Annotated in this window: 29 protein-coding genes; 17 read left to right on the top strand and 12 right to left on the bottom strand. The window is 71.5% G+C overall.

Translation table 11 applies throughout. From position 1 onward, the window contains the following. Window positions 1-25: 25 nt before the first annotated feature. Complete coding sequence (locus tag AC07FJ_RS29180; RefSeq protein ID WP_479052240.1) at window positions 26-547, bottom strand: hypothetical protein; 522 nt, start codon at window positions 545-547, stop codon at window positions 26-28. A gap of 148 nt (window positions 548-695) precedes the next feature. Beyond that, a complete protein-coding gene (locus AC07FJ_RS29185; RefSeq protein ID WP_479052241.1) occupies window positions 696-1,478 on the bottom strand; it encodes a VOC family protein in 783 nt (260 codons plus the stop codon). Between the two features lie 229 nt (window positions 1,479-1,707). On the opposite strand from AC07FJ_RS29185, the gene AC07FJ_RS29190 reads away from it, so the two are divergent. Then, on the top strand, window positions 1,708-2,544 hold the full coding sequence (locus AC07FJ_RS29190) for a sulfurtransferase (RefSeq protein WP_479052242.1): 837 nt from the start codon (window positions 1,708-1,710) through the stop codon (window positions 2,542-2,544). A gap of 46 nt (window positions 2,545-2,590) precedes the next feature. Here AC07FJ_RS29190 and sepH read toward each other — a convergent pair whose 3' ends face one another. Continuing rightward, on the bottom strand, window positions 2,591-3,616 hold the full coding sequence (gene sepH, locus AC07FJ_RS29195) for a septation protein SepH (RefSeq protein WP_479052243.1): 1,026 nt from the start codon (window positions 3,614-3,616) through the stop codon (window positions 2,591-2,593). A gap of 487 nt (window positions 3,617-4,103) precedes the next feature. Here sepH and AC07FJ_RS29200 point away from each other — a divergent pair, with 487 nt between their 5' ends. Next, window positions 4,104-4,853, top strand: coding sequence for a hypothetical protein (locus AC07FJ_RS29200; protein ID WP_479052244.1), 750 nt, complete (start codon window positions 4,104-4,106; stop codon window positions 4,851-4,853). 4 nt (window positions 4,854-4,857) lie between these two features. On the opposite strand, the gene AC07FJ_RS29205 is transcribed toward AC07FJ_RS29200, so the two are convergent. Then, window positions 4,858-6,189, bottom strand: a complete 1,332-nt coding sequence (locus AC07FJ_RS29205) for a D-arabinono-1,4-lactone oxidase (RefSeq protein WP_479052245.1) — start codon at window positions 6,187-6,189, stop codon at window positions 4,858-4,860. Then, entirely contained in the window at window positions 6,137-7,396 is a 1,260-nt protein-coding gene (locus AC07FJ_RS29210) for an MFS transporter (RefSeq protein WP_361427083.1), read from the bottom strand. The genes AC07FJ_RS29205 and AC07FJ_RS29210 overlap by 53 nt, the downstream gene beginning before the upstream one ends. A gap of 221 nt (window positions 7,397-7,617) precedes the next feature. Here AC07FJ_RS29210 and AC07FJ_RS29215 point away from each other — a divergent pair, with 221 nt between their 5' ends. Beyond that, a complete protein-coding gene (locus AC07FJ_RS29215) occupies window positions 7,618-8,745 on the top strand; it encodes a ferrochelatase (RefSeq protein WP_479052246.1) in 1,128 nt (375 codons plus the stop codon). Between the two features lie 9 nt (window positions 8,746-8,754). After that, window positions 8,755-9,564, top strand: coding sequence for an inositol monophosphatase family protein (locus AC07FJ_RS29220; RefSeq protein WP_479052247.1), 810 nt, complete (start codon window positions 8,755-8,757; stop codon window positions 9,562-9,564). A gap of 89 nt (window positions 9,565-9,653) precedes the next feature. Here AC07FJ_RS29220 and AC07FJ_RS29225 read toward each other — a convergent pair whose 3' ends face one another. Further along, entirely contained in the window at window positions 9,654-9,830 is a 177-nt protein-coding gene (locus tag AC07FJ_RS29225) for a hypothetical protein (RefSeq protein WP_361427092.1), read from the bottom strand. Between the two features lie 345 nt (window positions 9,831-10,175). Here AC07FJ_RS29225 and AC07FJ_RS29230 point away from each other — a divergent pair, with 345 nt between their 5' ends. From AC07FJ_RS29230 to AC07FJ_RS29245, 4 genes are all read left to right on the top strand, one after another. After that, entirely contained in the window at window positions 10,176-10,829 is a 654-nt protein-coding gene (locus tag AC07FJ_RS29230) for a response regulator transcription factor (protein ID WP_403554904.1), read from the top strand. A 3-nt stretch (window positions 10,830-10,832) separates the two neighbouring features. Then, window positions 10,833-12,059 (top strand): sensor histidine kinase, encoded by a 1,227-nt coding sequence (locus AC07FJ_RS29235; protein WP_468296211.1) that lies wholly within the window; start codon window positions 10,833-10,835, stop codon window positions 12,057-12,059. Window positions 12,060-12,466: 407 nt separating this feature from the next. After that, window positions 12,467-12,763: a DUF4193 domain-containing protein gene (locus AC07FJ_RS29240; RefSeq protein ID WP_003955561.1), complete on the top strand. Its 297-nt coding sequence runs from the start codon at window positions 12,467-12,469 to the stop codon at window positions 12,761-12,763. Between the two features lie 13 nt (window positions 12,764-12,776). Beyond that, window positions 12,777-13,718 (top strand): hypothetical protein, encoded by a 942-nt coding sequence (locus AC07FJ_RS29245; RefSeq protein WP_479052248.1) that lies wholly within the window; start codon window positions 12,777-12,779, stop codon window positions 13,716-13,718. 35 nt (window positions 13,719-13,753) lie between these two features. On the opposite strand, the gene AC07FJ_RS29250 is transcribed toward AC07FJ_RS29245, so the two are convergent. Beyond that, window positions 13,754-14,236 carry a DUF3093 domain-containing protein gene (locus AC07FJ_RS29250; protein WP_479052249.1) on the bottom strand — a complete coding sequence of 161 codons (483 nt, stop codon included), beginning with the start codon at window positions 14,234-14,236 and terminating at the stop codon, window positions 13,754-13,756. Between the two features lie 58 nt (window positions 14,237-14,294). On the opposite strand from AC07FJ_RS29250, the gene AC07FJ_RS29255 reads away from it, so the two are divergent. The 5 genes from AC07FJ_RS29255 to AC07FJ_RS29275 all read left to right on the top strand — a co-directional run bounded on the left by AC07FJ_RS29255 (window position 14,295) and on the right by AC07FJ_RS29275 (window position 17,429). Beyond that, window positions 14,295-14,870, top strand: a complete 576-nt coding sequence (locus AC07FJ_RS29255; RefSeq protein ID WP_479052250.1) for a PaaI family thioesterase — start codon at window positions 14,295-14,297, stop codon at window positions 14,868-14,870. Beyond that, window positions 14,870-15,391, top strand: a complete 522-nt coding sequence (gene dut / locus AC07FJ_RS29260) for a dUTP diphosphatase (protein ID WP_361427108.1) — start codon at window positions 14,870-14,872, stop codon at window positions 15,389-15,391. The genes AC07FJ_RS29255 and dut overlap by 1 nt, the downstream gene beginning before the upstream one ends. A gap of 1 nt (window position 15,392) precedes the next feature. Beyond that, window positions 15,393-16,166: a DUF3710 domain-containing protein gene (locus AC07FJ_RS29265; protein WP_361427111.1), complete on the top strand. Its 774-nt coding sequence runs from the start codon at window positions 15,393-15,395 to the stop codon at window positions 16,164-16,166. A gap of 144 nt (window positions 16,167-16,310) precedes the next feature. Next, on the top strand, window positions 16,311-16,709 hold the full coding sequence (locus AC07FJ_RS29270; protein WP_355356880.1) for an OB-fold nucleic acid binding domain-containing protein: 399 nt from the start codon (window positions 16,311-16,313) through the stop codon (window positions 16,707-16,709). Window positions 16,710-16,712: 3 nt separating this feature from the next. Continuing rightward, window positions 16,713-17,429 (top strand): DUF3159 domain-containing protein, encoded by a 717-nt coding sequence (locus AC07FJ_RS29275; RefSeq protein ID WP_361427114.1) that lies wholly within the window; start codon window positions 16,713-16,715, stop codon window positions 17,427-17,429. A 239-nt stretch (window positions 17,430-17,668) separates the two neighbouring features. Here AC07FJ_RS29275 and AC07FJ_RS29280 read toward each other — a convergent pair whose 3' ends face one another. Next, window positions 17,669-18,349 (bottom strand): potassium channel family protein, encoded by a 681-nt coding sequence (locus AC07FJ_RS29280; RefSeq protein ID WP_361427117.1) that lies wholly within the window; start codon window positions 18,347-18,349, stop codon window positions 17,669-17,671. After that, complete coding sequence (locus AC07FJ_RS29285) at window positions 18,349-19,017, bottom strand: potassium channel family protein (protein WP_479052251.1); 669 nt, start codon at window positions 19,015-19,017, stop codon at window positions 18,349-18,351. Before AC07FJ_RS29285 ends, AC07FJ_RS29280 begins: the two co-directional genes overlap by 1 nt. 248 nt (window positions 19,018-19,265) lie before the next feature. Between AC07FJ_RS29285 and AC07FJ_RS29290 the strand changes: the two genes are divergently transcribed. The 4 genes from AC07FJ_RS29290 (at window position 19,266) to AC07FJ_RS29305 (ending at window position 23,722) form a co-directional block, all read left to right on the top strand. Further along, entirely contained in the window at window positions 19,266-21,332 is a 2,067-nt protein-coding gene (locus AC07FJ_RS29290; protein ID WP_479052252.1) for an APC family permease, read from the top strand. A gap of 67 nt (window positions 21,333-21,399) precedes the next feature. Continuing rightward, window positions 21,400-22,725: a class I SAM-dependent RNA methyltransferase gene (locus AC07FJ_RS29295; protein WP_479052253.1), complete on the top strand. Its 1,326-nt coding sequence runs from the start codon at window positions 21,400-21,402 to the stop codon at window positions 22,723-22,725. Between the two features lie 413 nt (window positions 22,726-23,138). Next, window positions 23,139-23,333, top strand: coding sequence for a ribbon-helix-helix protein, CopG family (locus AC07FJ_RS29300; RefSeq protein ID WP_479052254.1), 195 nt, complete (start codon window positions 23,139-23,141; stop codon window positions 23,331-23,333). Then, a complete protein-coding gene (locus AC07FJ_RS29305) occupies window positions 23,330-23,722 on the top strand; it encodes a type II toxin-antitoxin system death-on-curing family toxin (protein WP_030566794.1) in 393 nt (130 codons plus the stop codon). Before AC07FJ_RS29300 ends, AC07FJ_RS29305 begins: the two co-directional genes overlap by 4 nt. Window positions 23,723-25,067: 1,345 nt before the next feature. Here the strand turns inward: AC07FJ_RS29305 and AC07FJ_RS29310 are convergent. The 3 genes from AC07FJ_RS29310 to AC07FJ_RS29320 all read right to left on the bottom strand — a co-directional run bounded on the left by AC07FJ_RS29310 (window position 25,068) and on the right by AC07FJ_RS29320 (window position 26,570). Continuing rightward, on the bottom strand, window positions 25,068-25,304 hold the full coding sequence (locus AC07FJ_RS29310) for a helix-turn-helix domain-containing protein (protein ID WP_181792875.1): 237 nt from the start codon (window positions 25,302-25,304) through the stop codon (window positions 25,068-25,070). Window positions 25,305-25,339: 35 nt separating this feature from the next. Next, window positions 25,340-26,107: a hypothetical protein gene (locus tag AC07FJ_RS29315; protein WP_479052255.1), complete on the bottom strand. Its 768-nt coding sequence runs from the start codon at window positions 26,105-26,107 to the stop codon at window positions 25,340-25,342. Window positions 26,108-26,411: 304 nt separating this feature from the next. Then, window positions 26,412-26,570: a hypothetical protein gene (locus tag AC07FJ_RS29320; protein WP_479052256.1), complete on the bottom strand. Its 159-nt coding sequence runs from the start codon at window positions 26,568-26,570 to the stop codon at window positions 26,412-26,414. Window positions 26,571-26,792 lie beyond the last annotated feature (222 nt).

Genomic DNA, 26,792 nt, shown 5'->3' on the forward strand with positions numbered 1-26,792 from the left:
TCTGTGATCTTGTGGCAGGCTGACCTTACAGGAGCGGCGCACCTCGGGGTGTGTCCATCTCGCTTCCACCCTCTGCCGGACCACCGTCCTGGGCGGCGCTGTGTTCGATGAGGGAGCGAACGGCCTCGATGCCCTGGGTGGACATCGTCGCCACGGCGGCCGCGCGCAGGGCCACCGAACGCACGTCATTGGCACGCATGGCGGCGATGAGCGCGAGCTGCGCCGACACCCGAGCCGCCACCTCGTCATCGATGAAGTACGCCAGCGGTACGCCGAAGAACTCTCCGAGGACGCGTAGCGTTCCGACGGTCGGATTGGAGGCCTTGCCCTTGGCCAGTGACCACAGCCGCCCTACGGAGAGTTTCGGATCGTTGGTCCCGGCGGCTTCCTTGATGCCGTCGACCACTTCCTGGAGGGTGTAGCGCCTGCCCAGCGGTTGTACGTAGGCGAAGAGGTACTCGATCCGCTGGCCCAGCCGTTCCGCTTCGGGATCGTGAGCGTCCCCCGAGGCATGGACGTCGGACGGTGGTCCGTGCTCGTCGGTCATTGGTGCCTTCCTCACGCCGGCTGAAAGCATTCTAAGTCGCGGGCAGGGCGCCCCTGAGCCGGGGAACCGTGTGACACCGGAACCAGCCGAGGTTCGCGCAACAGCAGCGCCGTGCGCGGTAGTTGGGCCTCCGGTCGACCGACCGCTCTCAGCGGTCGCCGGCCGACCGTACGACCGTGAAGACCGCGCCCTCCGGGTCCGCGACCGTCGCGTGCCGGCCTCTGGGGCCGTCGCCCGGGGGCTCCACCACCCGACCGCCCAGCTCGGCGACCCGGCGCGCCGCGTCGTCCGCGTCCGCCACCTCGAACCAGGTCATCCAGTGCGCGCCCCGGTCCCGCGGCAGCGCCGTGCCGACGCCGTGCAGCGAGGCCACCGGGCGGTCGTACAGCCTCAGCGTCACCACGTCCACGTCGGCGTCGGCGGAGGCGAGCGGCTCCAGCTCGTAGCCGAACACCGTCTTGTAGAACTTGCCGACGGCCTCGGTCTCCTGCGTCAGCAGCTCGTTCCAGACCGGCGTGCCGTGCCTGCCCGCCACCGCCGTACCGAGGTGCGAGGCGGCCTGCCAGACCCCGAAGACGGCACCCGTGGGGTCGGAGCAGATCACCATGCGGCCGGCGTCGGCGGCGTCCAGCGGCCCCACGGCGACCGTGCCGCCGCTGCACCGGATCGATTCGGCGCTCTCGTCGGCGTCGTCCGACGCCAGGTACGGCGTCCACGCCGTCGGCAGGCCCCGGTCGCCCGGGTGCTGGCCGATGCCGGCGACCTCCTCGCCGTCGAGCAGCCCGCGCAGGTACGGGCCGAGCTGCTGCGGACCCGGCTGGAACCGCCAGCCGAACAGTGCCCCGTAGAACTCCCGCGTCGCGTCAAGGTCGTGCGCCATCAAGCTCACCCAGCAAGGTGTACCGGGCTTGCGCCGAGCCGCCTCGGTCATCGTCACTCTCTCCTTCGACCATCGGTTGTGGCCGTGCGGGGGGACCGGGCGTGCGCGCCGTTCGGGTACCGGCTCCACGCCTCGTCAGATGCTTGCACCACTGGCCGCGCGGTGCGCCCCGGCCGCGCCGGGATGTGGCGCGATCCCGCAGGAGGATGCCCGAATTTCCGGTGACCATCCGCGTTGTGACAGCCCCCGCGCGGGCCGTCCCTGAGCGAGGATGGCACGTATGAACCCCATCATCTCCGCAACCGAACTGGCGACCGAGATCGCCGGACCCCGCCCGCCGGTCCTCCTCGACGTCCGCTGGCAGCTCGGCGGCCCGCCCGGCCACCCGGCGTACGAGGCGGGGCACATCCCGGGCGCGGTCTACGTCGACCTGGAGACGGAGCTCGCGGGTAAGCCCGGCCCCGGCGGCCGCGGTGGCCGGCACCCGCTTCCGGACGTGGCCGAGTTCGGAGCGGTGATGCGCAGGGCGGGCGTCTCCGCGTCCTCGCGGGTGGTCGCGTACGACGGGGGCCAGGGCTGGGCGGCGGCGCGCGCCTGGTGGCTGCTGCGCTGGGCGGGCCACACGGACGTACGCGTGCTCGACGGCGGTCTCGCGGCGTGGCGGGGGGAGCTGACGACGGCGACGCCCACACCGCCCGTTGGCGACTTCACGCCACGGCCGGGCGCCCTGCCGCTGCTCGACGCGGACGGCGCGGCGGCGCTGGCCCGCACGGGCCTGCTGCTGGACGCGCGCGCGGCGGAGCGCTACCGGGGCGATGTGGAGCCGATCGATCCGGTGGGCGGCCACATCCCGGGCGCGGCCTCGGCCCCGACGACCGAGAACGTCGACGCGGAGGGCCGCTTCCTGCCCGCCGAGGCGCTGGCGGCCCGTTTCAAGACCCTCGGCGCGACGGACGCCCCGCAGGTCGGCGTCTACTGCGGCTCGGGCGTCTCCGGCGCCCACGAGGTGCTGGCCCTGGAGCTCGCCGGCATCCAGGCGGCCCTCTACGCGGGCTCCTGGTCCGACTGGTCCAGCGACCCCGGCCGCCCGGTCGCCAAGGGTCCCGACCGGGGCTGACCCACCGCCCCGGGCCCTCCCGGGCCCGGGGCGGTCGCTCCCGCGTCTACTCCTGCTTCTTGCGGCGTGTACCGAAGACGATCTCGTCCCAGCTCGGGACCGCCGCGCGGCGGCCCGGGCGGACGCCGTCCGCCTCCGCCTGGCGGTCCGTCGTGCCGATCAGGCGGTCGCGGTGGCCGCTCACCGCGCGCGGCATGAGCACGTCCGCGTACGCCGAGCCGGCGCCGGCCGACGCGGCGGGGGCCGGGGGCTCCTCCGCGTCCGGTTCCTGTTCGGGGTCGGCCGTGGACGGCTCCGCGGTGCCCGCGCGCTCGGGGACGACCATGTCGCCCCGGAAGCTCGGCACCGCCTCCAGCAGGCTGGTCAGGGAGTCGCGCTCGGGCTCCTCCTCGGGCTCCGGGACCGGCGGCGGCACCGGCGTGCGGTCCAGCGGCCGGTCGCGCGGCAGCCGCGCGATCCGGGGGACGAAGGGGAAGCTCGGCTCCGGCACCGCCACCGCGTCGTCGGTCTCGCCGATCAGCGCCCGCCCCTCGTCGTCCACGGCCTGGACGAGCCGCCTGGGCGGGTCGTACGTCCAGCTGGCCGAGTGCACCTCGCCCGCGACGCGGTAGACGAGCAGGACCTCCCAGGTGCCGTCGTCCCGGCGCCAGGAGTCCCACACCACGGTGTCCTTGTCGGCGCCGCGCAGCAGCAGCCGCTCCTGCACGGCCTCGCCGAGCTGGGGGCCGGTGTTCTCGCCGGGCCGGCGCACGGGGGTCTTGCGGGCCCGCTCGGCCATGAAGGCACGCTCCGCGAGCACGGGGCCCTCGAAGCGGCGTACCCGCTCGACGGGGATGCCCGCGAGCTGGGCGACCTCCTCGGCGGAGGCACCGGCACGTATGCGCGCCTGGATGTCGCGGGGGCGGAGGTGGCTCTCCACCTCGATCTCGATCTGGCCGAGCCGGGCGCGGTCGTTGCGTACGGCGGCGCGCAGCCGTTCGTCGATCGGAAGCGTGTACTCCGTGTTGTCAGCAGCCTTCAGCACCAGTCGTGTGCCGTCGTTGGAGACGGCCACGACACGCAGTTCGGGCATGGGGACCTCCCGGGTGGTGCCTGCCGACGTCACCTGCGTCGCTGCTTCCGCTAGTCGAGTGTGGCCTGCCCGGGTGCAGCCTGCCACAACCTTGCCGAGTTGCCCGGCGTGTCGGGCATGGGCCCTGGAACGCCGTTATGGCACGGTTACCTGTTCGCGACGGAGCGTGACCGCGGCGGTCGCGCTGTGCGGCAGGCATCCGTGCGGTGCCGCGGCGCCGCCGGATCGAGTGCCATCTGGCCCCCTCCCGTTGGTCCCGGACACCCATCGCAGGACCGGAGCCCAGGGTTCGCCACAGTACTCCATTCGGGCCACCAGGGTGGACCGGCGCGCCGTCGAACTTGTCCCGCGGTACGGCAGTTGGGCCCCCGGGGTTATTCCTCCCCGATGGCATCCTTCACAGAATCGGCAGAAACGGAACTATTCGCTTCGCCCAAAGGTCCCTTCTCCGTGCATGCGCCAACAGACCGGTGGGCAAGGGGACGAAATGGAACACAAGCCGGACACGCGGACAAAAGAGAGAGAAGGGAAGAAGAGGCGGCTGGACCTCACCGTCACCCATGTGGCGGGCAGCGCGGTCGCCGCGGTCGTCGCGGCCAAGCTCGCCGCCAAACTGGGCGTGTACGGCACGGTCCTCGGCGCCGGTGTGATCAGCGTCATCGCCACCTGCGGCGGTCCGGTCTTCCAGCACGTCCTCGCCGTTGCGGGCGAACGGGCGCGCGCCGTGCGACGCCCGCGCCCCGCGCCGACGGCGGCGCCGCCGGGCCCCGCGCACGGCGAGTTCGGCGGTGCGACGACGTACCGCGCCCGTACGCGCGCACGCGGCGGGAGCCGGAGCCGCCGACGGCGCTCGCTCATCGCGGCGGCGCTCGTCTTCGTCCTGGCGATGGCCGGCATCACCGCGTACGAGCTGATATCCGGCCGGGACTTCAGCGGCGGCGGCGGGACCACCATCGGCTCCGTCGTACGCGGCGGGGACTCCGGGCCGCGCCGGCCGGTGACCCCGCACGAGAACCCCTACCGGCAGCAGGCGCCGAGCCCCGACCCGGAGCCGGGCGCGCCCACGGACCCGGCACCCACCCCCACGCCGGCACCCTCGACGCCGGATCCGGACACCACCTCGCCCACGCCGACTCCGACACCGACCCCCACGCCGACTCCGACACCGACGTCCCCGACGCCCGACCCCACACCGCCCTCACCCACACCGGACGACGCGGGGGCGACCGCCGAGTGAGACGTCAGTCGCCCAGCACCCGCCGCAGGTAGTCGTTGCCGAACAGCCGGTCCGGGTCCAGCCGGTCGCGGAGCGCCGTGAACTCGCCGAACCGCGGATAGACCTCCGCCAGGTACGCCGCGTCCCGCGTGTGCACCTTGCCCCAGTGCGGCCGGCCGCCGTGCGCCGTCATGATCCGCTCCGCCGCCGTGAAGTACGCCCGGTACGGGGTGCCCTTGTACATGTGCACGGCGATGTACGCGGTCTCCCGGTCCGACGCCGTCGACAGCGCGATGTCGTCCGCCGGGGCCGTCCGCACCTCCACGGGGAAGCTGACGCGCAGGGGCGACCGGTCGACCATCGCCTTCAGCTCGCGCAGCGCCTCGACCGCCGCTTCCCTCGGGACCGCGTACTCCATCTCCACGAACCGCACCCGCCGCGGGCTGGTGAAGACCTTGTACGGGATGTCCGTGTACGTACGCGAGGACAGCGCCCGGCTGGAGAGCTTGGCGATCGCGGGGATGGTGGCCGGCACGGCGCGGCCCACTGAGTTGACCACCTGGAAGAGCCCGTTGGAGAGGAACTCGTCCTCGATCCAGCCGCTGACCCGCCCGGGCGGCGCCGCCGGGCCCGCGCTGCGGTTGTTGCGCTTGGTGGTGCAGTTCCCGGTGTGCGGGAACCAGTAGAACTCGAAGTGCTCGTTCTCCGCGTGCAGGGCGTCGAACTCGGCGGTGACCTTGTCGAAGCCCATCGGCTCCTCGCGCGCGGTGAGCAGGAACAGGGGCTCCACGGCGAAGGTGATGGCGGAGACCACGCCCAGCGCGCCGAGCCCGATCCGGGCGGCCGCGAAGACCTCCGGGTTCTCCTTCTCGGAACAGGTCAGCACGCGCCCGTCGGCCGTGACCAGCTCCAGCTCCCTGATCTGCGCGGCGATGGACGCCGAGTCCCGGCCCGTGCCGTGCGTCCCGGTGCTGGTCGCGCCCGCGACCGTCTGCTCCATGATGTCGCCCATGTTCGTGAGCGACAGGCCCTCCCGGGCCAGGGCCGCGTTCAGCCGCTTCAGCGGGGTGCCGGACTCCACCGTCACCGTCATCGCGCGGCGGTCGACGCGCCGGATCCCGGTCAGCAGGTCCGGCCGTATCAGCACCCCGTCGGTGGCGGCGATGGCCGTGAAGGAGTGACCCGTACCGACCGTCTTGACGCGCAGCCCGTCCTCGGCCGCCTTCCGTACCGTCGCCGCCAGCTCCGCCACCGAGGCCGGACGGGCCTCCCGTACGGGCCTGGCGGTGACGTTCCCCGCCCAGTTACGCCACGTGCTGCTGCTCCGGCTGTTCCGGGTCCTGCTCGCGCTGCTCACGCTGCCCCTGCCCCTCCCGCGTCGGCACCGGCCTGCGCAGCCGGCGGTACCCCAGGAACGCCACCGCGGCCGCGAGCACTCCCGCGACGCCGGGGACCGCGTACCCCGCGGCCGCCCCGTGCGCGTCGACCACCCAGCCGGCGGCGGAGGAGCCGAGCGCCACGCCGACCGCGAGCCCGGTACTCGTCCAGGACATGCCCTCGGTCAGCTTGCTGCGCGGTACGTGGGCCTCGACGAGGGCCATGGTCGTCACCATCGTCGGCGCGATGGCGAGGCCCGCGACAAAGAGCGCCACGGCCAGGAACGGCAGGTTCCCGACCAGTTGGAGGGGGATCATACTCACGGCCATCGCGCAGACCCCCAGAAGCCACCTGCGGGACGGCTCACCCTTGAGGTGCAGCAGGCCGAAGACCGCGCCCGCGACGCACGAGCCGAGCGCGTACACCGCCAGCACCAGACTGGCCGCGGCCTTGTGGCCCTCCTCCTCGGCGAACGCCACCGTCACCACGTCCACCGCGCCGAAGATCGTGCCCGTGGCGACGAACGCGGCCACCAGCACCTGCAGGCCGGGGGAGCGGAGCGCCGAGCCGCCCGTGTGCTGCTCGACCGGATGGGGCTTCGGCTCGGTGGAGCGCTGGGCGGTCAGCCACCACACCCCGATCGCCAGGAAGACGGCCGCCAGCAGCGGGCCCGCCTCCGGGAACCAGATGGTCGACAGACCGATCGAGACGATCGGGCCGAAGATGAAGCACACCTCGTCGATGATCGACTCGAAGGAGTACGCGGTGTGCAGCTCGCGCCCCGAGCCCCGGTAGATGCTCGCCCAGCGGGCCCGGGTCATCGCCCCGACGCTCGGTACGCAGCCGGCGGCGGCCGAGAAGACGAACAGCGTCCACTCCGGCAGCCCCTGCTGCGCGCAGATCAGCAGGCCCGCCACGGCCGTCACGGTGATCAGGGTGGCCGGGCGCAGCACGCGCCGCTGGCCGTACCGGTCGACGAGGCGGGAGACCTGCGGGCCCAGGACGGCGGCGGACACCGCGAGCGTCGCCGAGAGCGCGCCGGCCAGTCCGTAGCGGCCGGTGAGCTGGGAGATCATCGTGACGATGCCGATGCCCATCATGGCCAGCGGCATCCGGCCGAGGAAACCGGCCGCGGAGAAGCCCACGGTTCCGGGGGCGGCGAAGATCGCGCGGTAGGGACTGGGCAAGGGGTACTCCGGCCGGTGAGCGTAGGGCGCGCGTGGCGTGCACGCGTTGCGTGAGGCGGGTGAGGCGGCGGGTGAAGCGGGTGAGGCGGGTGAGGCGGCGCACGGCGGTACCGCGGTGAGGCGGCGTAAGGCCTTTGGGCAGCCTTGACAGGTTACGCCCGAATGGGTGAGCGCGCACGGCGGTTTTCCGGCTGTCGGACCCGGGTGGCAGGATCAATGCCATGTCCGATCAGCGCGATCCAGCCCCGTACGACGCCCTGCTGCTGCTCTCCTTCGGCGGGCCCGAGGGCCCCGACGACGTGGTCCCGTTCCTCGAGAACGTGACCCGGGGCCGGGGCATCCCCAAGGAACGGCTCAAGGAGGTGGGGCAGCACTACTTCCTCTTCGGCGGCGTCAGCCCGATCAACGACCAGAACCGCGCCCTGCTGGCCGCGCTGCGCAAGGACTTCGCGGACGCGGGCCTCGACCTGCCGGTCTACTGGGGCAACCGCAACTGGGCGCCGTACCTCACCGACACGCTGCGCGAGATGGTGGCCGACGGCCGCCGCCGCATCGCCGTCCTCGCCACCAGCGCCTACGCCTCCTACTCCGGCTGCCGCCAGTACCGGGAGAACCTCGCGGACGCGCTCGCCACCCTGGAGGCGGAGGGCCTGCCGCTGCCCCGGATCGACAAGCTGCGGCACTACTTCAACCACCCGGGCTTCGTCCGGCCCATGGTCGACGGCGTCCTGAAGGCGCTGTCCGAGCTCGACGAGCCCGTCCGCGCGGGCGCCCACCTCGCCTTCACCACGCACTCCATCCCGGTCTCCGCCGCCGACACCTCCGGCCCGGCCGAGGAGCACGGCGACGGCGGGGCGTACGTCGAGGAGCACCTGGACGTCGCACGCCTCATCGTCGACGCCGTACGGGACGAGACGGGCGTCGAGCACCCCTGGCAGCTCGTCTACCAGTCCCGCAGCGGCGCGCCGCACATCCCGTGGCTGGAGCCGGACATCTGCGACCACCTGGAGGAGCTGCACGGCGCCGGGGCCCCGGCGGCCGTGATGGTCCCGATCGGCTTCGTCTCGGACCACATGGAGGTCCTGTACGACCTCGACACCGAGGCCACCGCCAAGGCCGCCGAGCTGGGGCTCCCGGTCCGCAGGTCGGCCACCGTGGGTGCCGACCCGCGCTTCGCCGCGGCCGTCCGCGACCTCGTCCTGGAGCGCGCGGCGACGGAGCGGGGCATGGTGGTGGAGCGGTGCGCGCTGGGCGCCCTGGGCCCGTCCCACGACCTGTGCCCGGTGGGCTGCTGCCCGGCCCGGGCCGAGCGGCCCGCGGCGGCGGGCGCCGACAGCCCGTACGCGTGAGGAGACGCCGTGACCGACCCGCGTGACCCCCTCCCGAACGACCTGCTGGACCTCGCCCTGGAGGCCGGGCGCCGGGCCGGTGCGCTGCTGCGCGACGGCCGCCCGGCCGACCTCGGGGTGCAGGCCACCAAGTCGAGCCCCATCGACGTCGTGACCGAGATGGACATCGCCGCCGAGAAGCTGATCACCGGCTTCCTCGCCGAGCACCGGCCCGACGACGGCCTCCTCGGCGAGGAGGGGGCCGCCACGGAGGGCACGAGCGGCGTCCGCTGGGTCGTCGACCCGCTCGACGGCACCGTGAACTACCTCTACGGCCTGCCCACGTGGGCCGTCTCCATCGCCGCCGAGCGGGGCGGCGAGACCCTCGTCGGCGTCGTGGTGGTCCCCATGCGCGACGAGACCTTCCACGCGGTCCTCGGCGGCGGCGCCTTCCTGAACGGCCGGCCCATCCGCCACCGCCCGGCGCCGCCGCTGGACCAGGCCCTGGTCTCGACCGGCTTCAACTACGTGGCCACGGTCCGCGCCCACCAGGCCGACGTGGCGCAGCGGCTCATCCCGCGGCTGCGCGACATCCGCCGCGGCGGCTCGGCGGCGATCGACCTCGCGGACGTGGCGGCCGGCCGCCTGGACGGCTACTACGAACGCGGGCTCAGGCCCTGGGACCTCGCGGCCGGCGATCTGATCGCCCGCGAGGCCGGCGCCCTCACCGGCGGCCGCCCGGGCGACCCGCCCTCCGGGGACCTGACGGTCGCGGCCTCCCCCGGCGTCTTCGAGCCGCTCCAGACGCTCCTGGAGGAGTTCGGCGCCTGGCACGACTGACCGCGCCCGACGAGGCGAACAGCGCCTGGAAAAGACAGCGGCCCCGATGTCATACCCGGACATCGGGGCTCTGTGCTGCCGGTCGGAACTCAGGCGATCTGCGGGGTGCCGATCTCGACGCCGTGCTCGGCGGCGATCCGGCGCAGGTCCTCGAGCTCCTCCTGCTCGACATCGGCGAGGAAGTCGTCGCCCGTCTCGCGCGCCTGCGTGAGGTGGGTCTCCGTGGTCCTTATGCGCTGCAGCAGTCCTGCGGTGAAAGCGTCCATCGTGCGCCCCCTCGTCATGGGTCGGTGGCACGGGGGTGTGCCGAGGGTTGGTCGATCGGGTTCTCGATCACGCACGGCACCTCTGGGGGACAGAGCGGTTCGTGGCGTGCCACAGACACGGCGTGATCTCGGGTGTGCAGACGTCCTCCCCAAGAGCTACCTCACAGAAACCTCAAGTCATTCGTGAATCCGGTGAATTCCCGGTGCCGACTCCGTGCCGCGGCCCCGGTCCCGGACCGCCCGCAGGCCGCCTTACAGCCGGTTTACGCGCGTAAGGGGCAGGATGGATACCCACAGTCAACAGCTCATTCGCCCGAATCCGGGCTCGGAGGAAGGAACAGCGCCGTGCGCGTACTCGTCGTCGAGGACGAGCAGCTGCTCGCCGATGCGGTGGCCACCGGACTGCGCCGGGAGGCCATGGCCGTCGACGTCGTGTACGACGGGGCGGCGGCCCTGGAGCGTATCGGGGTCAACGACTACGACGTGGTCGTCCTCGACCGCGACCTGCCGCTCGTCCACGGCGACGACGTCTGCCGCAAGATCGTCGACCTGGGCATGGCCACCCGCGTCCTGATGCTCACCGCCTCGGGTGACGTGAGCGACCGCGTGGAGGGCCTGGAGATCGGCGCCGACGACTACCTGCCGAAGCCGTTCGCGTTCAGTGAGCTGATCGCGCGCGTACGGGCGCTCGGGCGGCGTACGACCGTGCCCCTGCCGCCGGTCCTGGAGCGGGCCGGCATCAAGCTGGACCCGAACCGCCGCGAGGTCTTCCGCGACGGCCGGGAGGTCCAGCTGGCGCCGAAGGAGTTCGCGGTGCTGGAGGTGCTGATGCGCAGCGAGGGCGCGGTGGTCTCGGCCGAACAGCTGCTGGAGAAGGCCTGGGACGAGAACACCGACCCGTTCACCAACGTCGTCCGGGTCACCGTCATGACCCTGCGCCGCAAGCTCGGCGAGCCGCCGGTGATCGTCACCGTGCCGGGCTCCGGTTACCGGATCTGACCCGTGGCCACGACACCAGCGCCTCCTCAGGCGCCCCCGAAGCCGACCTGGGACCCCCGGGAACCGGTCCGCCCCTGGCTGCGGCCCACCATCCGGATACGGCTCACGCTGCTGTACGGCGGCATGTTCCTGATCGCCGGCATCCTGCTGCTGTCGATCATCTACCTGCTGGCCGCGCAGGCGCTCCACATCGGCAGCTCGCTGCCGTTCCGGATCGTCGAGGGCCGGCTGCAGAGCGAGATCTGCGAGTTCCCCTACGCGCCGACGGCCGACGAGGCCAACCGCGCGATGAACGCCTGCGTCAACGCACAGCGCCAGCACGCCCTGGACGACCTGCTGCGCCGCTCGCTCTTCGCGCTGCTGGGCCTGAGCGTCATCGCCTTCGCGTTCGGTTACGCGATGGCGGGCCGCGTCCTGTCCCCGCTCGGCAAGATCACCCGTACCGCCCGCAACGTGGCCGGTACGGACCTGAGCCGCCGCATCGAGCTGGACGGCCCGGACGACGAGCTGAAGGAGCTCGCGGACACGTTCGACGACATGCTGGACCGGCTGGAGCGGGCCTTCACCGCGCAGCAGCGGTTCGTCGCCAACGCCTCGCACGAGCTGCGTACGCCGCTGGCGATCAACCGCACCCTGCTGGAGGTCCACCTCTCCGACCCCGGGGCGCCCGTGGAGCTCCAGCAGCTCGGCAAGACGCTGCTGGCCACCAACGAGCGCAGCGAGCAGTTGGTGGAGGGCCTGCTGCTGCTCGCCCGCAGCGACAACGAGATCGTCGAGCGCAAGCCCGTGGACCTCGCGGAGGTGGCCTCGCGGGCCATCGACCAGGTGCACGGCGAGGCCGAGGCGAAGGGCGTGGAGATCCGCGGCGAGCGGGCGCCCGCCGTCGTCCAGGGCAACGGCGTGCTGCTGGAGCGGATCGCCCTGAACCTGGTGCAGAACGCCGTGCGCTACAACGTGCCGGAGGAGGGCTGGGTCGAGGTCACCACCGAGACCCAGGCCGGCCAGGCCGTGCTGGTGGTGTCGAACACGGGGCCGGTGGTACCCGCGTACGAGATCGACAACCTCTTCGAGCCGTTCCGGCGCCTGCGGCAGGAGCGCACCGGCAGCGACAAGGGCGTGGGGCTCGGGCTCTCGATCGCCCGGTCCGTCGCGCGGGCCCACGGAGGCCGTATCATCGCGGAGCCCCGCGAGGGCGGCGGCCTGGTGATGCGTGTCACCCTTCCGGTGTGACCATGGAGGGACGGCACGACGCCGTGGTCGTCATTGTGTTCGCTTTGCGCGGAATTTTCGGGACCCGTTCCCGCGTTGACCGTGTGTGATCGATCACAAAGGACCGATTCCGGCCATCTACTCTCCGTGATCAAGAATTCCCCCGGAAAACCAGGAAAAGTCCGGGTTTCCAGGGCCCTGGATCACGGGAAGTACACGGGGTGGCGCCTGCAGGGCGCGGCTCCGGGACCGTGTACGGTCCCGTTCGCCACTCAAATCCGATCACTCCGAAGGGGTCCGGTTGGGTGTCGATTGAGTAACAGACCTTGATGTGAGGCAAAATCTCCGCCTCAGGTCGGGCACAAGACCGGCCTCCCACGCGTTACGTGCGCTGGAGACACCGCAAACACCCAGAGGGGGAGAGCGACATGGCAACGGATTACGACACCCCACGCAAGACCGACGACGACGTCGACTCGGACAGCCTTGAGGAACTGAAGGCCCGCCGGAACGACAAGTCCACCTCGACGGTCGACGTCGACGAGTTCGAGGCCGCCGAAGGCCTGGAGCTCCCGGGCGCCGACCTCTCGAACGAGGAACTGGCCGTCCGGGTGCTGCCCAAGCAGGCTGACGAGTTCACCTGCATGAGCTGCTTCCTGGTCCACCACCGCAGCCAGCTGGCCCGTGAGAAGAACGGCCAGCCGATCTGCCGAGACTGCGACTGAGGTCCGGTCGGCCGTGGCAGGCGACACCCCGTCTCGGAAGCGACGCTTCCGGCTCCCTCTCCACCGGAAGCCGGAGGCGTACCAGGGCGGCACAGGCCCGGCACCGGACGCGCAGGACGCGTCCGCCGAGCACTCCGCCCTCCTGCCCTCCCCCGGCGCGCGTGACGACGAGCGAGGCCCTTCGGCCTCGCTCGAAGCAGCCGCCGAGGCCGGACCCACGGGACGCGGCCTACCGGCACAGCAGCAGCACCCCACCACCAAGGTCCGACGGCGCCTCGAAGCCGTCCGGCGCGGCGTACGCAAGGGCCGCGACGGAGCACGCGCCGGCCTCGGCCACCTCGCCGACCGGCTCATCGAGAACGCCCCGCGCGTCCCCGTCCGCGACCTCGCCACCCTGCGCAAGCAGTTCCCGGGCCTCGGCCCCGAAGAGATCGCCGACAAGCTCATCGCGGGCGCGGCCAACGCCACCTCCACCGTGGGCGCCGGCGTCGGCGCGGCCGCCATGCTCCCCGTACCGCCGGCCATGCCGGCCGAGCTGGCCGCGGAGATCACCGGCGTCGCCGCGATCGAGCTCAAGCTCATCGCCGAGCTCCACGAGGTCTACGGCCAGCGCCCTCCGGGCAACCTCAGAGAGCGCGCCACCGCCTACCTGACCTCCTGGACGGAGGAGCGCGGCATCGACGTCACCAGGCCCACCACCATCAATGCCGCCCTCGGCGGCCGGATGAAGCGCGAGCTGCGCCAGCGGATCACCAAGCGCATGGTGCGCAACCTGCCCAACCTGATGCCGTTCATGGTCGGCGCCGCCGTCGGCGCCATGATGAACCGGCGCGACACCAAGAACCTCGCCGAGCAGATCCGCAAGGACCTGCGCACCCGCCAGGTGCCCTGGGACGCCCTCCCCGAGCTGCCCCCGCTGGACCAGCCCGAGAGCCCCAAGGAGCTCGGCTTCTAAGCCTTCTAAGCCGTTCTGAGCTGGTCCAAGCCGTTCTAGGCCGCGCGGGCCGCGGCCAGCGCCGCCGCGAGGGCCTTCGGGTCCCGGCTGGAGACGTACACGTACGGCGTCGGGTCCGCCGGGTCCGTCACCTCGACCCGTACCGCCTCGGTCACGTACCCGCGCAGCACCATGAAGGCGCGCGGATCGGCCTTGTACGTCCGCCAGGCGCGCGCCTCCTCGGCGTCCAGCACCTCCGGCTCGCCCAGCGCCGACACCGGGATCCGCGCGTCCCCTGCTACCAGCGAGCCCGCCACCACGCGCACGCGGACGGAGCCGTACGTGCTGACGCCGATCGTCGCGAGCGCGCCCGCGAGGATCAGGCCGCCGAGCATCGGCAGCGTGCCCAGCGGCAGCGCGATCAGCGCGCCCGACAGCCCGACCAGGGCGGCGATCAGCCACCACGAGCGCGGAGCGGTGAGACGTTCGTCGTACAGCGGTACGGCGGGGGAGGCGGAAGCCGGTGCGGAAGGCTGCATACACCCAAGCTTGGCACGGTGCGCCCCCGGGGCTGCCGCGCGGGTAAGGTCTGCGGCTGTGACCACTGCACTGACGCCCCCCGCCGAGGCCATACCGCCGGTACGGCACCCCGACGCGCCCGCCCCCGGCGAGCTCCTCGGCGCCCATTACGAGCACTGCTTCGGCTGCGGCGGCGGCCAGCCGCACGGGCTGCACCTGGCGGCGCGGGCCGGCGAGGGCGTGAGCGTCACCGCCGAGTTCACGGTGACCACCGACCACCAGGGAGCGCCCGGGCTGGCGCACGGCGGCGTGCTCGCGACCGCGCTCGACGAGACGCTCGGCTCGCTGAGCTGGCTGCTGCGGGTCATCGCCGTGACCGGCCGGCTGGAGACCGACTTCGTGCGCCCGGTGCCCGTCGGCACCGTGCTGCACCTCGAGGCCGAGGTCACCGCCGTGCACGGCCGCAAGATCTACTGTCGGGCGACCGGCCGGATCGGCGGCCCCGAGGGCCCCGAGGCGGTCCGCGCCGACGCCCTTTTCATCGAGGTCAAGGTCGATCACTTCATCGACAACGGCCGCCCGGAGGAGATCCGGGCCGCCATGGCCGACCCCGACCAGGTCCGGCGCGCCCGCGCCTTCGAGGTGAACCCCTGATGTCCCAGAGCCGTAACCCCGTCGACGTACTGATCCGCCGCGTGGACCCGGAGGTGCCCATCCCGTCGTACGGGCACCCGGGCGACGCGGGCGCCGATCTCGTCACCACCGAGGCCGCCGAACTCGCGCCCGGCGAGCGCGCGATCCTGCCCACGGGGGTGTCCATCGCCCTGCCCGACGGGTACGCGGCCTTCGTGCACCCCCGCTCCGGGCTCGCCGCCCGCTGCGGAGTGGCCCTCGTGAATGCCCCGGGCACCGTGGATGCCGGGTACCGTGGGGAGATCAAGGTGATCGTGGTCAACCTGGACCCGCGCGAGAGCGTCCGGTTCGAACGGTTCGACCGGATCGCCCAACTGGTCGTTCAGCAAGTCGAGAGGGTCCGCTTCCACGAGGTGGCGGAGCTTCCCGGCTCGGCGCGGGCCGAGGGGGGCTTCGGGTCCACCGGCGGTCATGCCGCCGTGGAGGGCTGGACGGGTGGGAATCGATACGCTTCGGTCGTATCCGACCGGGAAGGACAGTGACGTGTTCGGACGTCGCAAGAAGAGCAGGGCCGCTGAGGACGCAGCGGACGTGGCGCGCGAGGCCGAGCAGGTCGTCGACGAGGTCGACACCGACGACGCGGCGCAGGACGAGCCGCGCCGCGTGAACCTTCCGCCGGCGCCCCGGCCCGACGGGCCCTGGGACATTTCCGAGGTCTCCCGGCCCGACGAGGGCCGCGTGGACCTGGGCGGCATGTTCGTGCCCGGAGTCGAGGGCATGGAACTGCGCGTGGAGGTCGCGGGGGACGCGATCGTCGCCGCGACGGTGGTGCTGCGCGACAGCGCCATCCAGCTGCAGGCGTTCGCCGCGCCGAAGAAGGAGGGCATCTGGGGCGAGGTCCGCGAGGAGATCGCCTCCGGCATCACCCAGCAGGGCGGCGTCGTCGACGAGGTCGAGGGCCCGCTGGGCTGGGAGCTGCGCGCCCAGGTCCCGGTGCAGCTGCCCGACGGCACCGGCGGTGTGCAGCTGGTGCGCTTCGTGGGCGTGGACGGGCCGCGCTGGTTCCTGCGCGGTGTCATCTCCGGTCAGGGCGCGGTGCAGCCGCAGACCGCCGGACTGCTGGAGCAGATCTTCCGCGACACCGTGGTCGTCCGGGGCGAGGGGCCGATGGCGCCGCGCGACCCGATCGTCCTGAAGCTGCCGAACGACGCGCAGATGGTGCCCGAGGGCGTCCAGCAGGAGGACCAGGAGTCCTCGCGCTTCTCGGGCGGCATGGGCCAGCTCCAGCGGGGCCCGGAGATCACCGAGGTCCGCTGACCCCCGGAGCGGCTCGAGCGGCTGCGGTACGGCGGATGTTACGGGCGGGGGCACGGTACGGCCGAGGCCGACCGGGCCCCCGGCGCCTTTACACCACCGAACGGGGCATGGGCTACCGCTCAGACCCCTAGGTACGCTTTCTGTATGAGTGCTGCACCGCGTACAGACAAGCCGGCCGGCCGGTTCCGCCGGATGCTCGACCGGCTGTCCAGCTCCCAGGGCGACCTGGAGTCCGAGGAGCTGCAGGAGGATGCTCAGGCGTCGGGGTGCACGCCCATCTCGGCTTGCTCCGACCGGCAGATCGTCACGGTGACTGGTACCTTGCGGACGGTCACCCTGCGCCCGCGGGCCGGCGTCCCCGCGCTGGAGGCCGAGCTCTTCGACGGCACCGCCCCGCTGGACGTGGTGTGGCTGGGCCGGCGCTCCATCGTGGGCATAGAGCCCGGACGCAGGCTCATCGCCTCCGGCCGGGTCTCCATGAGCCACGGCCGCCGGGTCCTCTTCAACCCCAAATACGAGCTCCGACCGCTCGGACAGGAGTAGCCGGTGACGTCTCCCGACAGGCCCACCCCCGACGACCACAACGCCGTGACCGAAGCCGCCCTGTTCGACGCCTTCGGCGGCGTGCGGGGCATGGTGGAGACCGTCCTCCCCGGCTTGCTCTTCGTCACGATCTACACCATCAACAAGGACCTGCACCTGTCCGCCATCGCGGCGCTCGGGGTCTCCCTGCTGCTGGTGGCCGTACGGCTGGTGCGCCGGGACACGGTCAAGCACGCGTTCAGCGGTGTCTTCGGCGTCGCGTTCGGCGTGATCTTCGCGATGATGACCGGCAACGCGAAGGACTTCTACCTGCCGGGCATGCTCTACACGCTGGGCCTCGGCCTCGCGTACATCGTCACCACGCTGGCGGGCGTACCGCTGATCGGCCTGGTGCTGGGCCCGGTCTTCAAGGAGAACCTCTCCTGGCGGACCCGCAACCCCGGCCGGAAGAAGGCGTACGCCAAGGCCAGCTGGGCCTGGGGCCTCATCCTCCTCGCCAAGTGCGCGATCCTCTTCCCCCTGTACTGGTGGGCCGACACGACGCAGCTCGGCTGGGTCCTGGTCGCCCTGAAGATCCCGCCGTTCCTGCTGGCGGTGTACCTGACGTGGGTCTTCCTGAAGAAGGCTCCGCCGCCGATCGACGTCTTCGCGGAGATGGAGGCGGAGGAGGCCGCGGAGAAGGCCCGCAAGGCGGCGGCGCCCCAGAGCAACGAGGCCTGACGCCCTTCCGTCAGCTCCGGTCACCTCTCCCGCGGCGGGGCCGCGCCCCGGCGGATCCGGCGTGCGTCGGGGGCCGCGCCCCCGACCCGCCGCGCACAGCACTGCGGGCCTGGGGTGGCGCAGCCAGCCCCCCGCGCACAGCACCGAGAGGCCCCGTAACCCTGCCCGGCCGTAGCACAAGGCCCGGCGTACCGCTCGTGCGGTGCGCCGGGCCTCTGTGGTTTCCGGTGGTTTCTCCCTCAGCCCGCGGTGTCCTGGCCCTGGCGGACCGACAGCAGGTCCTCCAGCTGCTCCTCGCGGGCCTGGGCGGCCACGAACAACAGCTCGTCGCCCGCCTCCAGCGTCTCCTCCGGGCTCGGCGTCAGCACGCGCGAGCCGCGGATGATCGTCACCAGCGAGGTGTCCTGCGGCCACGCCACATCGCCCACCTGAGTACCGGCGATGGCCGACTCCGGGGGCAGCGTCAGCTCGACGAGGTTCGCGTCGCCGTGGCTGAAGCGCAGCAGCCGGACCAGGTCGCCGACGCTCACCGCCTCCTCCACCAGGGCCGACATCAGGCGCGGCGTGGAGACGGCGACGTCCACGCCCCACGCCTCGTTGAAGAGCCACTCGTTCTTCGGGTTGTTGACCCGCGCGACCACCCGCGGCACCCCGTACTCGGTCTTGGCCAGCAGCGAGACGACGAGGTTCACCTTGTCGTCGCCGGTCGCCGCGATGACGACGTTGCACCGCTGCAGCGCCGCCTCGTCCAGCGAGGTGATCTCGCAGGCGTCGGCCAGCAGCCACTCCGCCTGCGGCACCCGCTCCACGGAGATCGCGGTCGGCGCCTTGTCGATGAGCAGCACCTCGTGCCCGTTCTCCAGCAGCTCGCCCGCGATGGAACGGCCCACCGCGCCGGCGCCCGCAATAGCGACGCGCATCAGTGACCGTCCTCCTCGGGGCCGGCGGCGAACGCCGCCTCGACCTTCTCGATCTCGTCCGTACGCATCATCACGTGGACGAGGTCGCCCTCCTGCAGCACCGTCTGCGAGGTCGGCAGGACCGCCTCGCCGAGCCGGGTGAGGAACGCCACGCGGACGCCCGTCTCCTCCTGCAGCCTGCTGATCTTGTGCCCGATCCACGCCGGGGACGTGTGCACCTCCGCGAGCTGCACCCCGCCGCTCGGATCCCGCCACAGCGGCTCCGCGCCGGACGGCAGCAGCCGCCGCAGCATCTGGTCGGCGGTCCAGCGCACGGTCGCGACCGTCGGGATGCCGAGGCGCTGGTACACCTCGGCGCGCCGCGGGTCGTAGATGCGGGCCGCGACGTTCTCGATGCCGAACATCTCGCGCGCCACCCGCGCCGCGATGATGTTGGAATTGTCACCGCTGCTCACCGCGGCGAACGCCCCGGCCTCCTCGATGCCCGCCTCGCGCAGCGTGTCCTGGTCGAACCCGACCCCCGTGACGCGGCGCCCGCCGAAGCCCGAGCCCAGCCGCCGGAAGGCGGTGGGGTCCTGGTCGACGACGGCGACGGTGTGCCCCTGTTGCTCCAGGGTCTGCGCGAGTGCGGCTCCCACGCGCCCGCAGCCCATGATGACGATGTGCACGCCTGGTTACCCCGCACTCCTGGTGACTCTGCCGACGAAGCCGACCTGCGTAAACACCCTGCTCACTTCTCTCTCTCAGCCTGCGGTGCGGTGTTGCCCGATGACGAGCTTATGCCGCCAGGCCCTTCGTACCCGCATCGGCGCAGGCGTACGGCCCGCGACATCGATGGAGACGTCCGGCAGAGATTCCGTGGCGGTAAGAGGTGGCGGGTGGGCGCGTCCCTTTTCGAACGCTTACGATCCTCTGCGTGTCCAAACTGACCGACGTGCCCAAACGGATCCTGATCGGCCGGGCTCTGCGCAGCGACAGGCTGGGAGAAACCCTCCTCCCCAAGCGCATCGCGCTCCCCGTCTTCGCCTCCGACCCGCTCTCCTCGGTGGCGTACGCGCCCGGCGAGGTGCTGCTGGTCCTCTCCATCGCGGGAGTGTCGGCGTACCACTTCAGCCCGTGGATCGCCGTGGCCGTCGTGGTCCTGATGTTCACGGTGGTCGCGTCGTACCGGCAGAACGTCCACGCCTACCCGAGCGGTGGCGGCGACTACGAGGTCGCCAACACCAACCTCGGCCCCAAGGCCGGACTCACCGTCGCCAGCGCGCTCCTCGTCGACTACGTCCTGACCGTCGCCGTCTCGATCTCCTCCGGCGTGGAGAACCTCGGCTCAGCCGTCCCGTTCGTCGTCGAGCACAAGGTCTTCTCGGCCATCGCGATAATCCTCCTCCTCACGATCATGAACCTGCGTGGTGTGAAGGAGTCCGGAAAGCTCTTCGCGATCCCGACGTACGTCTTCGTCGCCGGCGTCTTCATCATGATCGTGTGGGGCGCCTACAAGGGCATCGTCCTCGACGACCAGACCATGAAGGCCCCGACCGCCGACTTCGAGATCAAGCCCGAGCACCAGGGGCTGGCCGGCTTCGCCCTCGTCTTCCTGCTGCTGCGCGCCTTCTCCTCCGGCTGCGCGGCGCTGACCGGCGTCGAGGCGATCAGCAACGGCGTACCCGCCTTCCGCAAGCCGAAGAGCAGGAACGCCGCCACCACCCTCGCCCTCATGGGCGGCCTGGCCGTCACCATGTTCTGCGGCATCATCGGCCTCGCCATGGCCACCGACGTCAAGATGGCCGAGCAGCCCGCCCACGACCTGCTGCGCGACGGCGTGCCCGTCGGCCCCGAGTACGTGCAGAACCCGGTCATCTCGCAGGTCGCGGCGGCCGTCTTCGGCGACGGCACCTTCTTCTTCGTGCTGCTGGCCGCGGCCACGGCCCTCGTGCTGTTCCTCGCCGCCAACACCGCGTACAACGGCTTCCCGCTCCTCGGCTCGATCCTCGCCCAGGACCGCTACCTGCCGCGCCAGCTGCACACCCGCGGCGACCGGCTCGCCTTCTCCAACGGCATCGTGCTCCTCGCGGGCGCCGCGATCCTGCTGGTCTGGCTGTACGGGGCGGACTCCACCAAGCTCATCCAGCTCTACATCGTCGGCGTCTTCGTCTCCTTCACGCTCAGCCAGACCGGCATGGTCCGGCACTGGAACCGCCACCTGCGGACCGAGCGGGACCCCGCCGCCCGGCGCCGCATGATCCGCGCCCGCGCGATCAACACCTTCGGCGCCTTCTTCACCGGCCTGGTCCTGGTCGTCGTCCTGGCGACGAAGTTCACGCACGGCGCCTGGGTCGCCCTGCTGGGCATGGTGATCTTCTACGGGACGATGACCGCGATCCGTAAGCACTACGACCGCGTCGCCGACGAGATCGCCGCTCCCGAGGGCCCCACGGACGACACCGTGCGCCCGTCGCGGGTCCACTCCCTGGTCCTGGTGTCGAAGGTCCACCGGCCCACGCTGCGCGCCCTCGCGTACGCGCAGCTGATGCGCTCCGACAAGCTGGAGGCGCTCAGCATCAACGTCGACCCGGCGGAGACGAAGGCGCTCAAGGCGGAGTGGGAGCGGCGCGGCATCAACGTCCCGCTGAAGATCCTCGACTCCCCCTACCGCGAGATCACCCGCCCGGTGATCGACTACGTCAAGTCCCTGCGGCGCGAGAGCCCACGCGACGCGGTCAGCGTGATCATCCCGGAGTACGTGGTCGGCCACTGGTACGAGCACCTGCTGCACAACCAGAGCGCCCTGCGCCTCAAGGGCCGGCTGCTGTTCACCCCGGGCGTGATGGTGACCTCGGTGCCGTACCAGCTGCGCTCCTCGGAACTGGCGAAGAAGCGGGCCAAGAAGCGCCAGGAGTGGAACGCGCCGGGCTCGGTGCGCCGCGGCATGTTCGACGAGCGCCCGAAGGAACCGACGGCGAAGGAACCGACGGCGAAGGGATGACCTCCGGCCACGTAGACTGGTGGGCTGCCGCCCCGGCAGCCCTGTCTACTTCTGGAGCCACCCCGCCATGCAGAACGCACCTGACTCGTCACTCGTCGGTGAGGAGTACGAGGTCGAGGTCGGCCCCGTGGCACACGGCGGTCACTGCGTCGCCCGCACCGACGAGGGCCGTGTGCTCTTCGTCCGGCACGCGCTGCCCGGCGAGAAGATCGTCGCCCGCGTCACCGAGGGGGGCGCGGACTCCCGCTTCCTGCGCGCCGACGCCGTCCGCGTCCTGGAGGCGTCGAAGGACCGGGTCGAGGCCCCCTGCCCGTACGCCGGCCCCGGCAAGTGCGGCGGCTGCGACTGGCAGCACGCCAAGCCCGGTGCCCAGCGCCGCCTGAAGGGCGAGGTCGTCGCGGAGCAGCTCCAGCGGCTCGCCGGCCTGACCCCCGAGGAGGCGGGCTGGGACGGCACGGTCATGCCGGCCGAGGGCGACAAGGTGCCGGCCGGAGAGGTGCCGGCGTGGCGGACGCGCGTCCAGTACGCCGTCGACGCCGACGGCCACGCGGGCCTGCGCAAGCACCGCTCGCACGAGGTCCAGCCGATCGACCGCTGCCTGATCGCGGCGCCGGGCGTCAGCGAGCTCGGCATCGAGAAGCGCGACTGGTCCGGCATGGAGGCCGTCGACGCGATCGCCGCGTCCGGCTCGCAGGACCGCGCCGTCGTGCTCACCCCGCGCCCCGGCGCCCGGCTCCCGCTGGTCGAGCTCGACAAGCCGGTCTCGGTGCTGCGGGTCGCCGAGGACGGGGGAGTGCACCGCGTCCACGGCCGCCCCTTCGTCCGCGAGCGCGCCGACGACCGCACGTACCGCGTCGGCAACGGCGGCTTCTGGCAGGTCCACCCGAAGGCCGCCGACACCCTGGTGCGCGCCGTGATGCAGGGCCTGCTGCCCCGCAAGGGCGACACCGCCCTCGACCTCTACTGCGGCGTGGGCCTCTTCGCGGGCGCGCTCGCCGACCGCGTCGGCGACAAGGGCGCGGTCCTCGGCATCGAGTCGGGCAAGCGCGCGGTGGAGGACGCCCGCCACAACCTCCAGCACTTCGACCGCGTCCGCATCGAACAGGGCAAGGTCGAGCAGGCCCTGCCGCGCACGGGCATCACCCAGGTCGACCTCATCGTCCTGGACCCGCCCCGCGCGGGCGCTGGCAAGCAGACGGTCAAGCACCTGGCGGGCCTGGGCGCGCGGAAGATCGCCTACGTCGCCTGCGACCCGGCGGCCCTGGCCCGCGACCTCGCCTACTTCCGCGAGGCGGGCTACAAGCCGCGGACGCTGCGGGCGTTCGACCTGTTTCCGATGACGCACCATGTGGAGTGCGTGGCGATCCTGGAGCCGGCCGCGAAGGGCCTCTGACCTGCCGTTTTGCATTTCAGGTGGTCGGCTCGACCTGTTTTCGCTCGCGGAATGCGTCGACTGAGGCTCGCTTGTGCAGAACGCTTTGAGCTGCAGGTTCAAGGGTCGGCGTGGGTCTCGCGGCGACGTGGCGATGCGCAATGCAGAATTTTTGACGCTCGCATGACGCTCGAGTATCGGAAGCCTCAATCTCGGACCTTTCCGGCCCTGGGCCGCAGACCGGACCGTCGGCGCGGGGCAAGGACTCCTGTTCGGGGGGCCGACTGCACCTCGCCAGCGGCGGCGCGTGCTGCTGCCTCGTCGCACGCACCTCGGAACCGAGACCGCGGCCCGACCGGGCCACGAAGGACGGCGTCGTGGTCGGAGGCTGGTATCACCTCGCCACCCAGATACCAGTCCGGTATCATTCCTGTATGGCGATGACACTCCGACTCCCCGAAGACCTTGACGCGAAGCTCACCGAGCGGGCTCGTCGGGAGGGTCGCAGCAAGCAGGAACTTGCCATCGAGGCCATCCGTGACGCCCAGCACCGGGCCGAGCTGAAGGTCGGTGACGTCCTGGCCGAGCTGATGGACAGCGATGCGGAGATCCTGGACTACCTGAAGTGACCCAAGTGCGCTACATCCATATCGACGAGATCCTGGCCATCGCTCGCACGGTCAACGATACCGAGCACAGCGTGCGTGACATGGGACTCTTGGTGTCAGCGATCGAACGGCCCCGAACGAACGTGTTCGGGGCCGAGCTGTATCCCACGCTGCACGAGAAGGCGGCGGCACTGCTGCACTCCGTCGCTCGCAATCACGCGCTGATCGACGGCAACAAGCGCACCGCCTGGCTTGCCATGCGTGTCTTCCTGCGGTTCAACGGCGTCAGCGCCAGTACCGCCCCGCCACCCGTCTCCGTGGCTGGCCCGTTCGTCGAGGAAGTCGCGCAGGACAACATCGATGTACCGGCTATTGCCAAGCGCCTGTCGGCCTGGTTCCCCGTTTCCTGACGTTCGACGTCGTGGGTACGGGACGGAATGAGGTTCTGGGAGCGGTGCTGGCTCCTGGCAGTCCGCTGGGGAACTGACCCGTTCGTTTAGCGGGGAGGATTCGTATGCTTTTGCGAGACGAGGCAGTGGGTCCGCTCGGCGCGAGAATGGCGTCCCACGCGCCTTCCCGTTTGGGCGGCAGGCAAGGTCCACATTGGCTACGGCGGTCTCTTCCCAACCAACCCCCCCCTGCTTTCCCAGCGATCACGGAACGCGCTGTCCGTGCCCCGCGCGCGCTCCCCGTGCGCACTGAGCCGGTCCTCTCGCGTCCAACAAGCTGTGTCTGCGGTATCCACCGTCCACGTCCACAGCTTGGAGGTGGGACAAGGTGCCGGAGGAATGGATACGGGCTCTCGTGGCGACCTTGGGATCCGAGTGCAGGGAGCGTCTGCGGGTCAGCGACACGGAGGCGCCCATCAGCCTGCCGGTGGCGAAGCTGGTGGAAACATTCGGGGCGCGCTGGAAGCTGAGTCCTCGCCTTCATCCTGAGTATCCCTTGCCCGAGGCTCGGGTGCGTCCGGACTACGCGGTGGAGACATCGGGGCGCATCACCGGCTTCCTGGAACTGGAGGCGCCAGGGCACGACGTCACGCCCGACGGCTTCACGAAGCGGGACCGGGAGCAGTGGGAGCTGATGCGCGGACCGCAGTGGCCCGGTACCAGTCCGGTTCCTGCGCGTACAACTCGGGTGCGCAGGTGCGCCGGACGAGGGCTCGTGCGGCGTTGACGGTCGGGGTTCTCGTCGGTGGCCTCGGCAGCGTCGAAGGCCGGGATGCCGCCCAGCCCGTGCTCCGCGTCGTCGGAGTTGTCCAACCTGGTCTTCGGTGCGGGAGACGTCGTGTAGGCGTCGCTTCCCCAGTCCTGCCGGTCGGAGAAGGCTGGGTGGGTGGCAGACCTTCGTGCCCACGACGACGAGGACCTCAGGGTCATCCCCTCGAAGGCGGTCGTGGCGAGCGGTGCGTAGGGCTGGGCCGCCGGGCCGTTCAGATCCGCGCCCCGGCCGGGCGCGGCGATCATGACGCGGGCGCCGAAGCGTGCGTCGACGGCTCACCCGCAGGTTCGGGGTTGACGGGCGTGCTCGCCGTAGCTCGGGTCGGTGATCGCCGGCGGGTTCACGAACTGGCCGACGCGCGCGGACTGTCGGCCGCCGAACCGCTCGGCGAAGAAGGAGGGCGTCCCTTTGCCCTCCAATTGCCGAGCAGCCTTGGAGAACCGTGCGGCGCACGTCGGCGGCGAACGGTCCGTCGTAGGAGGCAGGGCCGTGCGGCTCCGTGGCCGATGCCATGGAGCCGCACGGTGGTTACCGTCAGAAGCCGACGCTCGGATCGTCCGTGTCCTCTTCCGGGTCCACGCTGTACAGCGGGCGGTCCTCGATCCCCAGGGCGCGCATCAGCTCAGTGGTCGGAATCCTGTACCTACGTCCGATGCGGAGGACGGGGCAGGGGAACTCGTGCTCGCGGATCAGCCGGTACGCGGTCGTCGAGCCGATTCCGAGTGCTCGGGCCGCCGTGCGCAGGTCCACTGCGACGGGCAGGTCGAACATCTCCGTGAAACTGAGGCGGCCCTCTGCCGGGTCCTTCACCCTCGCCTCCCCGTGGGGCGGACCGGCCGGGTGTCCGCGCGGCGCCCGGGCCGTCGCCTCTTCCCGGGGCTGTGACCCGCCGAACGGTCCTGCGCCCCGTCGTCGGTGTCGATGAAGATTCCCTGTCGGCGCAGATGCTCCGGGCGCACCCGGAAACGCAGCGGTGCGCACAGCCCGTCCGGGCCGTCCGGACGGTCGACCCGTACGTCCAGGCTTTCCGCCGCCGGAGCGTCCGCCTCCTCGCCGGACGCAGTGAGAGCGTGCTCCTCGGTGATGCGCTCGATCTGGGTGGAGGGAAGCTCCCGCAGCCCTTCCCGGGCGAAATGCCACGCCCTGGCGCGCGCCGTGTGCAGCAGGGAGGAGTCGGTGAGACAGCTCGTGCCGTCCCGATCCGCCAGCTTCTCAAGGAGAGCCAGGACCATCTCGGCCTCCACGTCCGCCCGGTCGGCCCGCAGGCGCGTGCAGACCCGGTGGACCGTCCCGGTCAACCGGGGCAGGGCCAGCCAGATCGCCAGGAGTTTCCCCGTGCTGCCTGGAGTCAGGTCGTTCTGCGCCGTGCGGATGACCTCCTTCCAGACCGCGGTGGCGAACTGCGGGTCGGAGCCGGGGCCGTACAAGGCCTCGTGCGTCTCGGCGGCGGTCAGCCGGACCGGATCAGCCGCGTCGGCGTCCGTGGGGACGAGCACGAAGACCGCGTCACTGGTCCGGGGATTGTCGAAGTGCCGCCTCACCGAGGTGAACGCACTGCTGTGCGGTGGATACATCAGGAAATGTCCTCTCTTCGGACTGCGGAAACCTGAGTCCGGAGGTGCTGGAGATACCGAGATGCTGGACGAGGTGGATCCTGTGGTGGGGACGTACCACCTCATATCCGCGTCAAGCGGAGATGAGTCCCACCAGCCTCACTTTGATGCGTGAGCATGCGGTAGTGGTCTTCTCGACCAGGTAACGCCGCCTTTGACCACGAGCGTGTGACAAACGCGGCAGCCAGGTCGCGAGTTCGCCGGTGACGAAGTTCGCGAGGCTGGTGGGTGCCCGTACAGAACGGGCACCCACGAACTGTTGCGCTCAGGCGGTCTCGGAGGACGAGGTGTCCGGCGTCTCGTTGAGCGGGGTCGCCGGGGTGGTGTCCTCGGTCCGGACGGCCGCCCGCCGGCGGCGGCTCGGCGGCCAGTCGGGGGACTGGCGCAGGCGGGCTGACCGGCGGTGGCGCTGACGGCTGTTCATCGGGTTCGCGGTTCCTCTCTGATGGGTCGACGGATGACTGAGCCGCCGTTTCGTGCTTCTGCGAGCGGCTGGTGCCATCGTGCCCGGGGGTGAAGCAGGGCCGCAGAGCGAAAACTGAGGGATAACTGAGTTCCGGGGGGGGCGTGAAGAAGCAAACGCGTGTGAAGCGGCACAGCGCGGCGCACAGATGATGAAGCGCCGGCGAGGGGCCGGATCGCTGAC

The organism is Streptomyces sp. NPDC045998 (assembly GCF_056430285.1).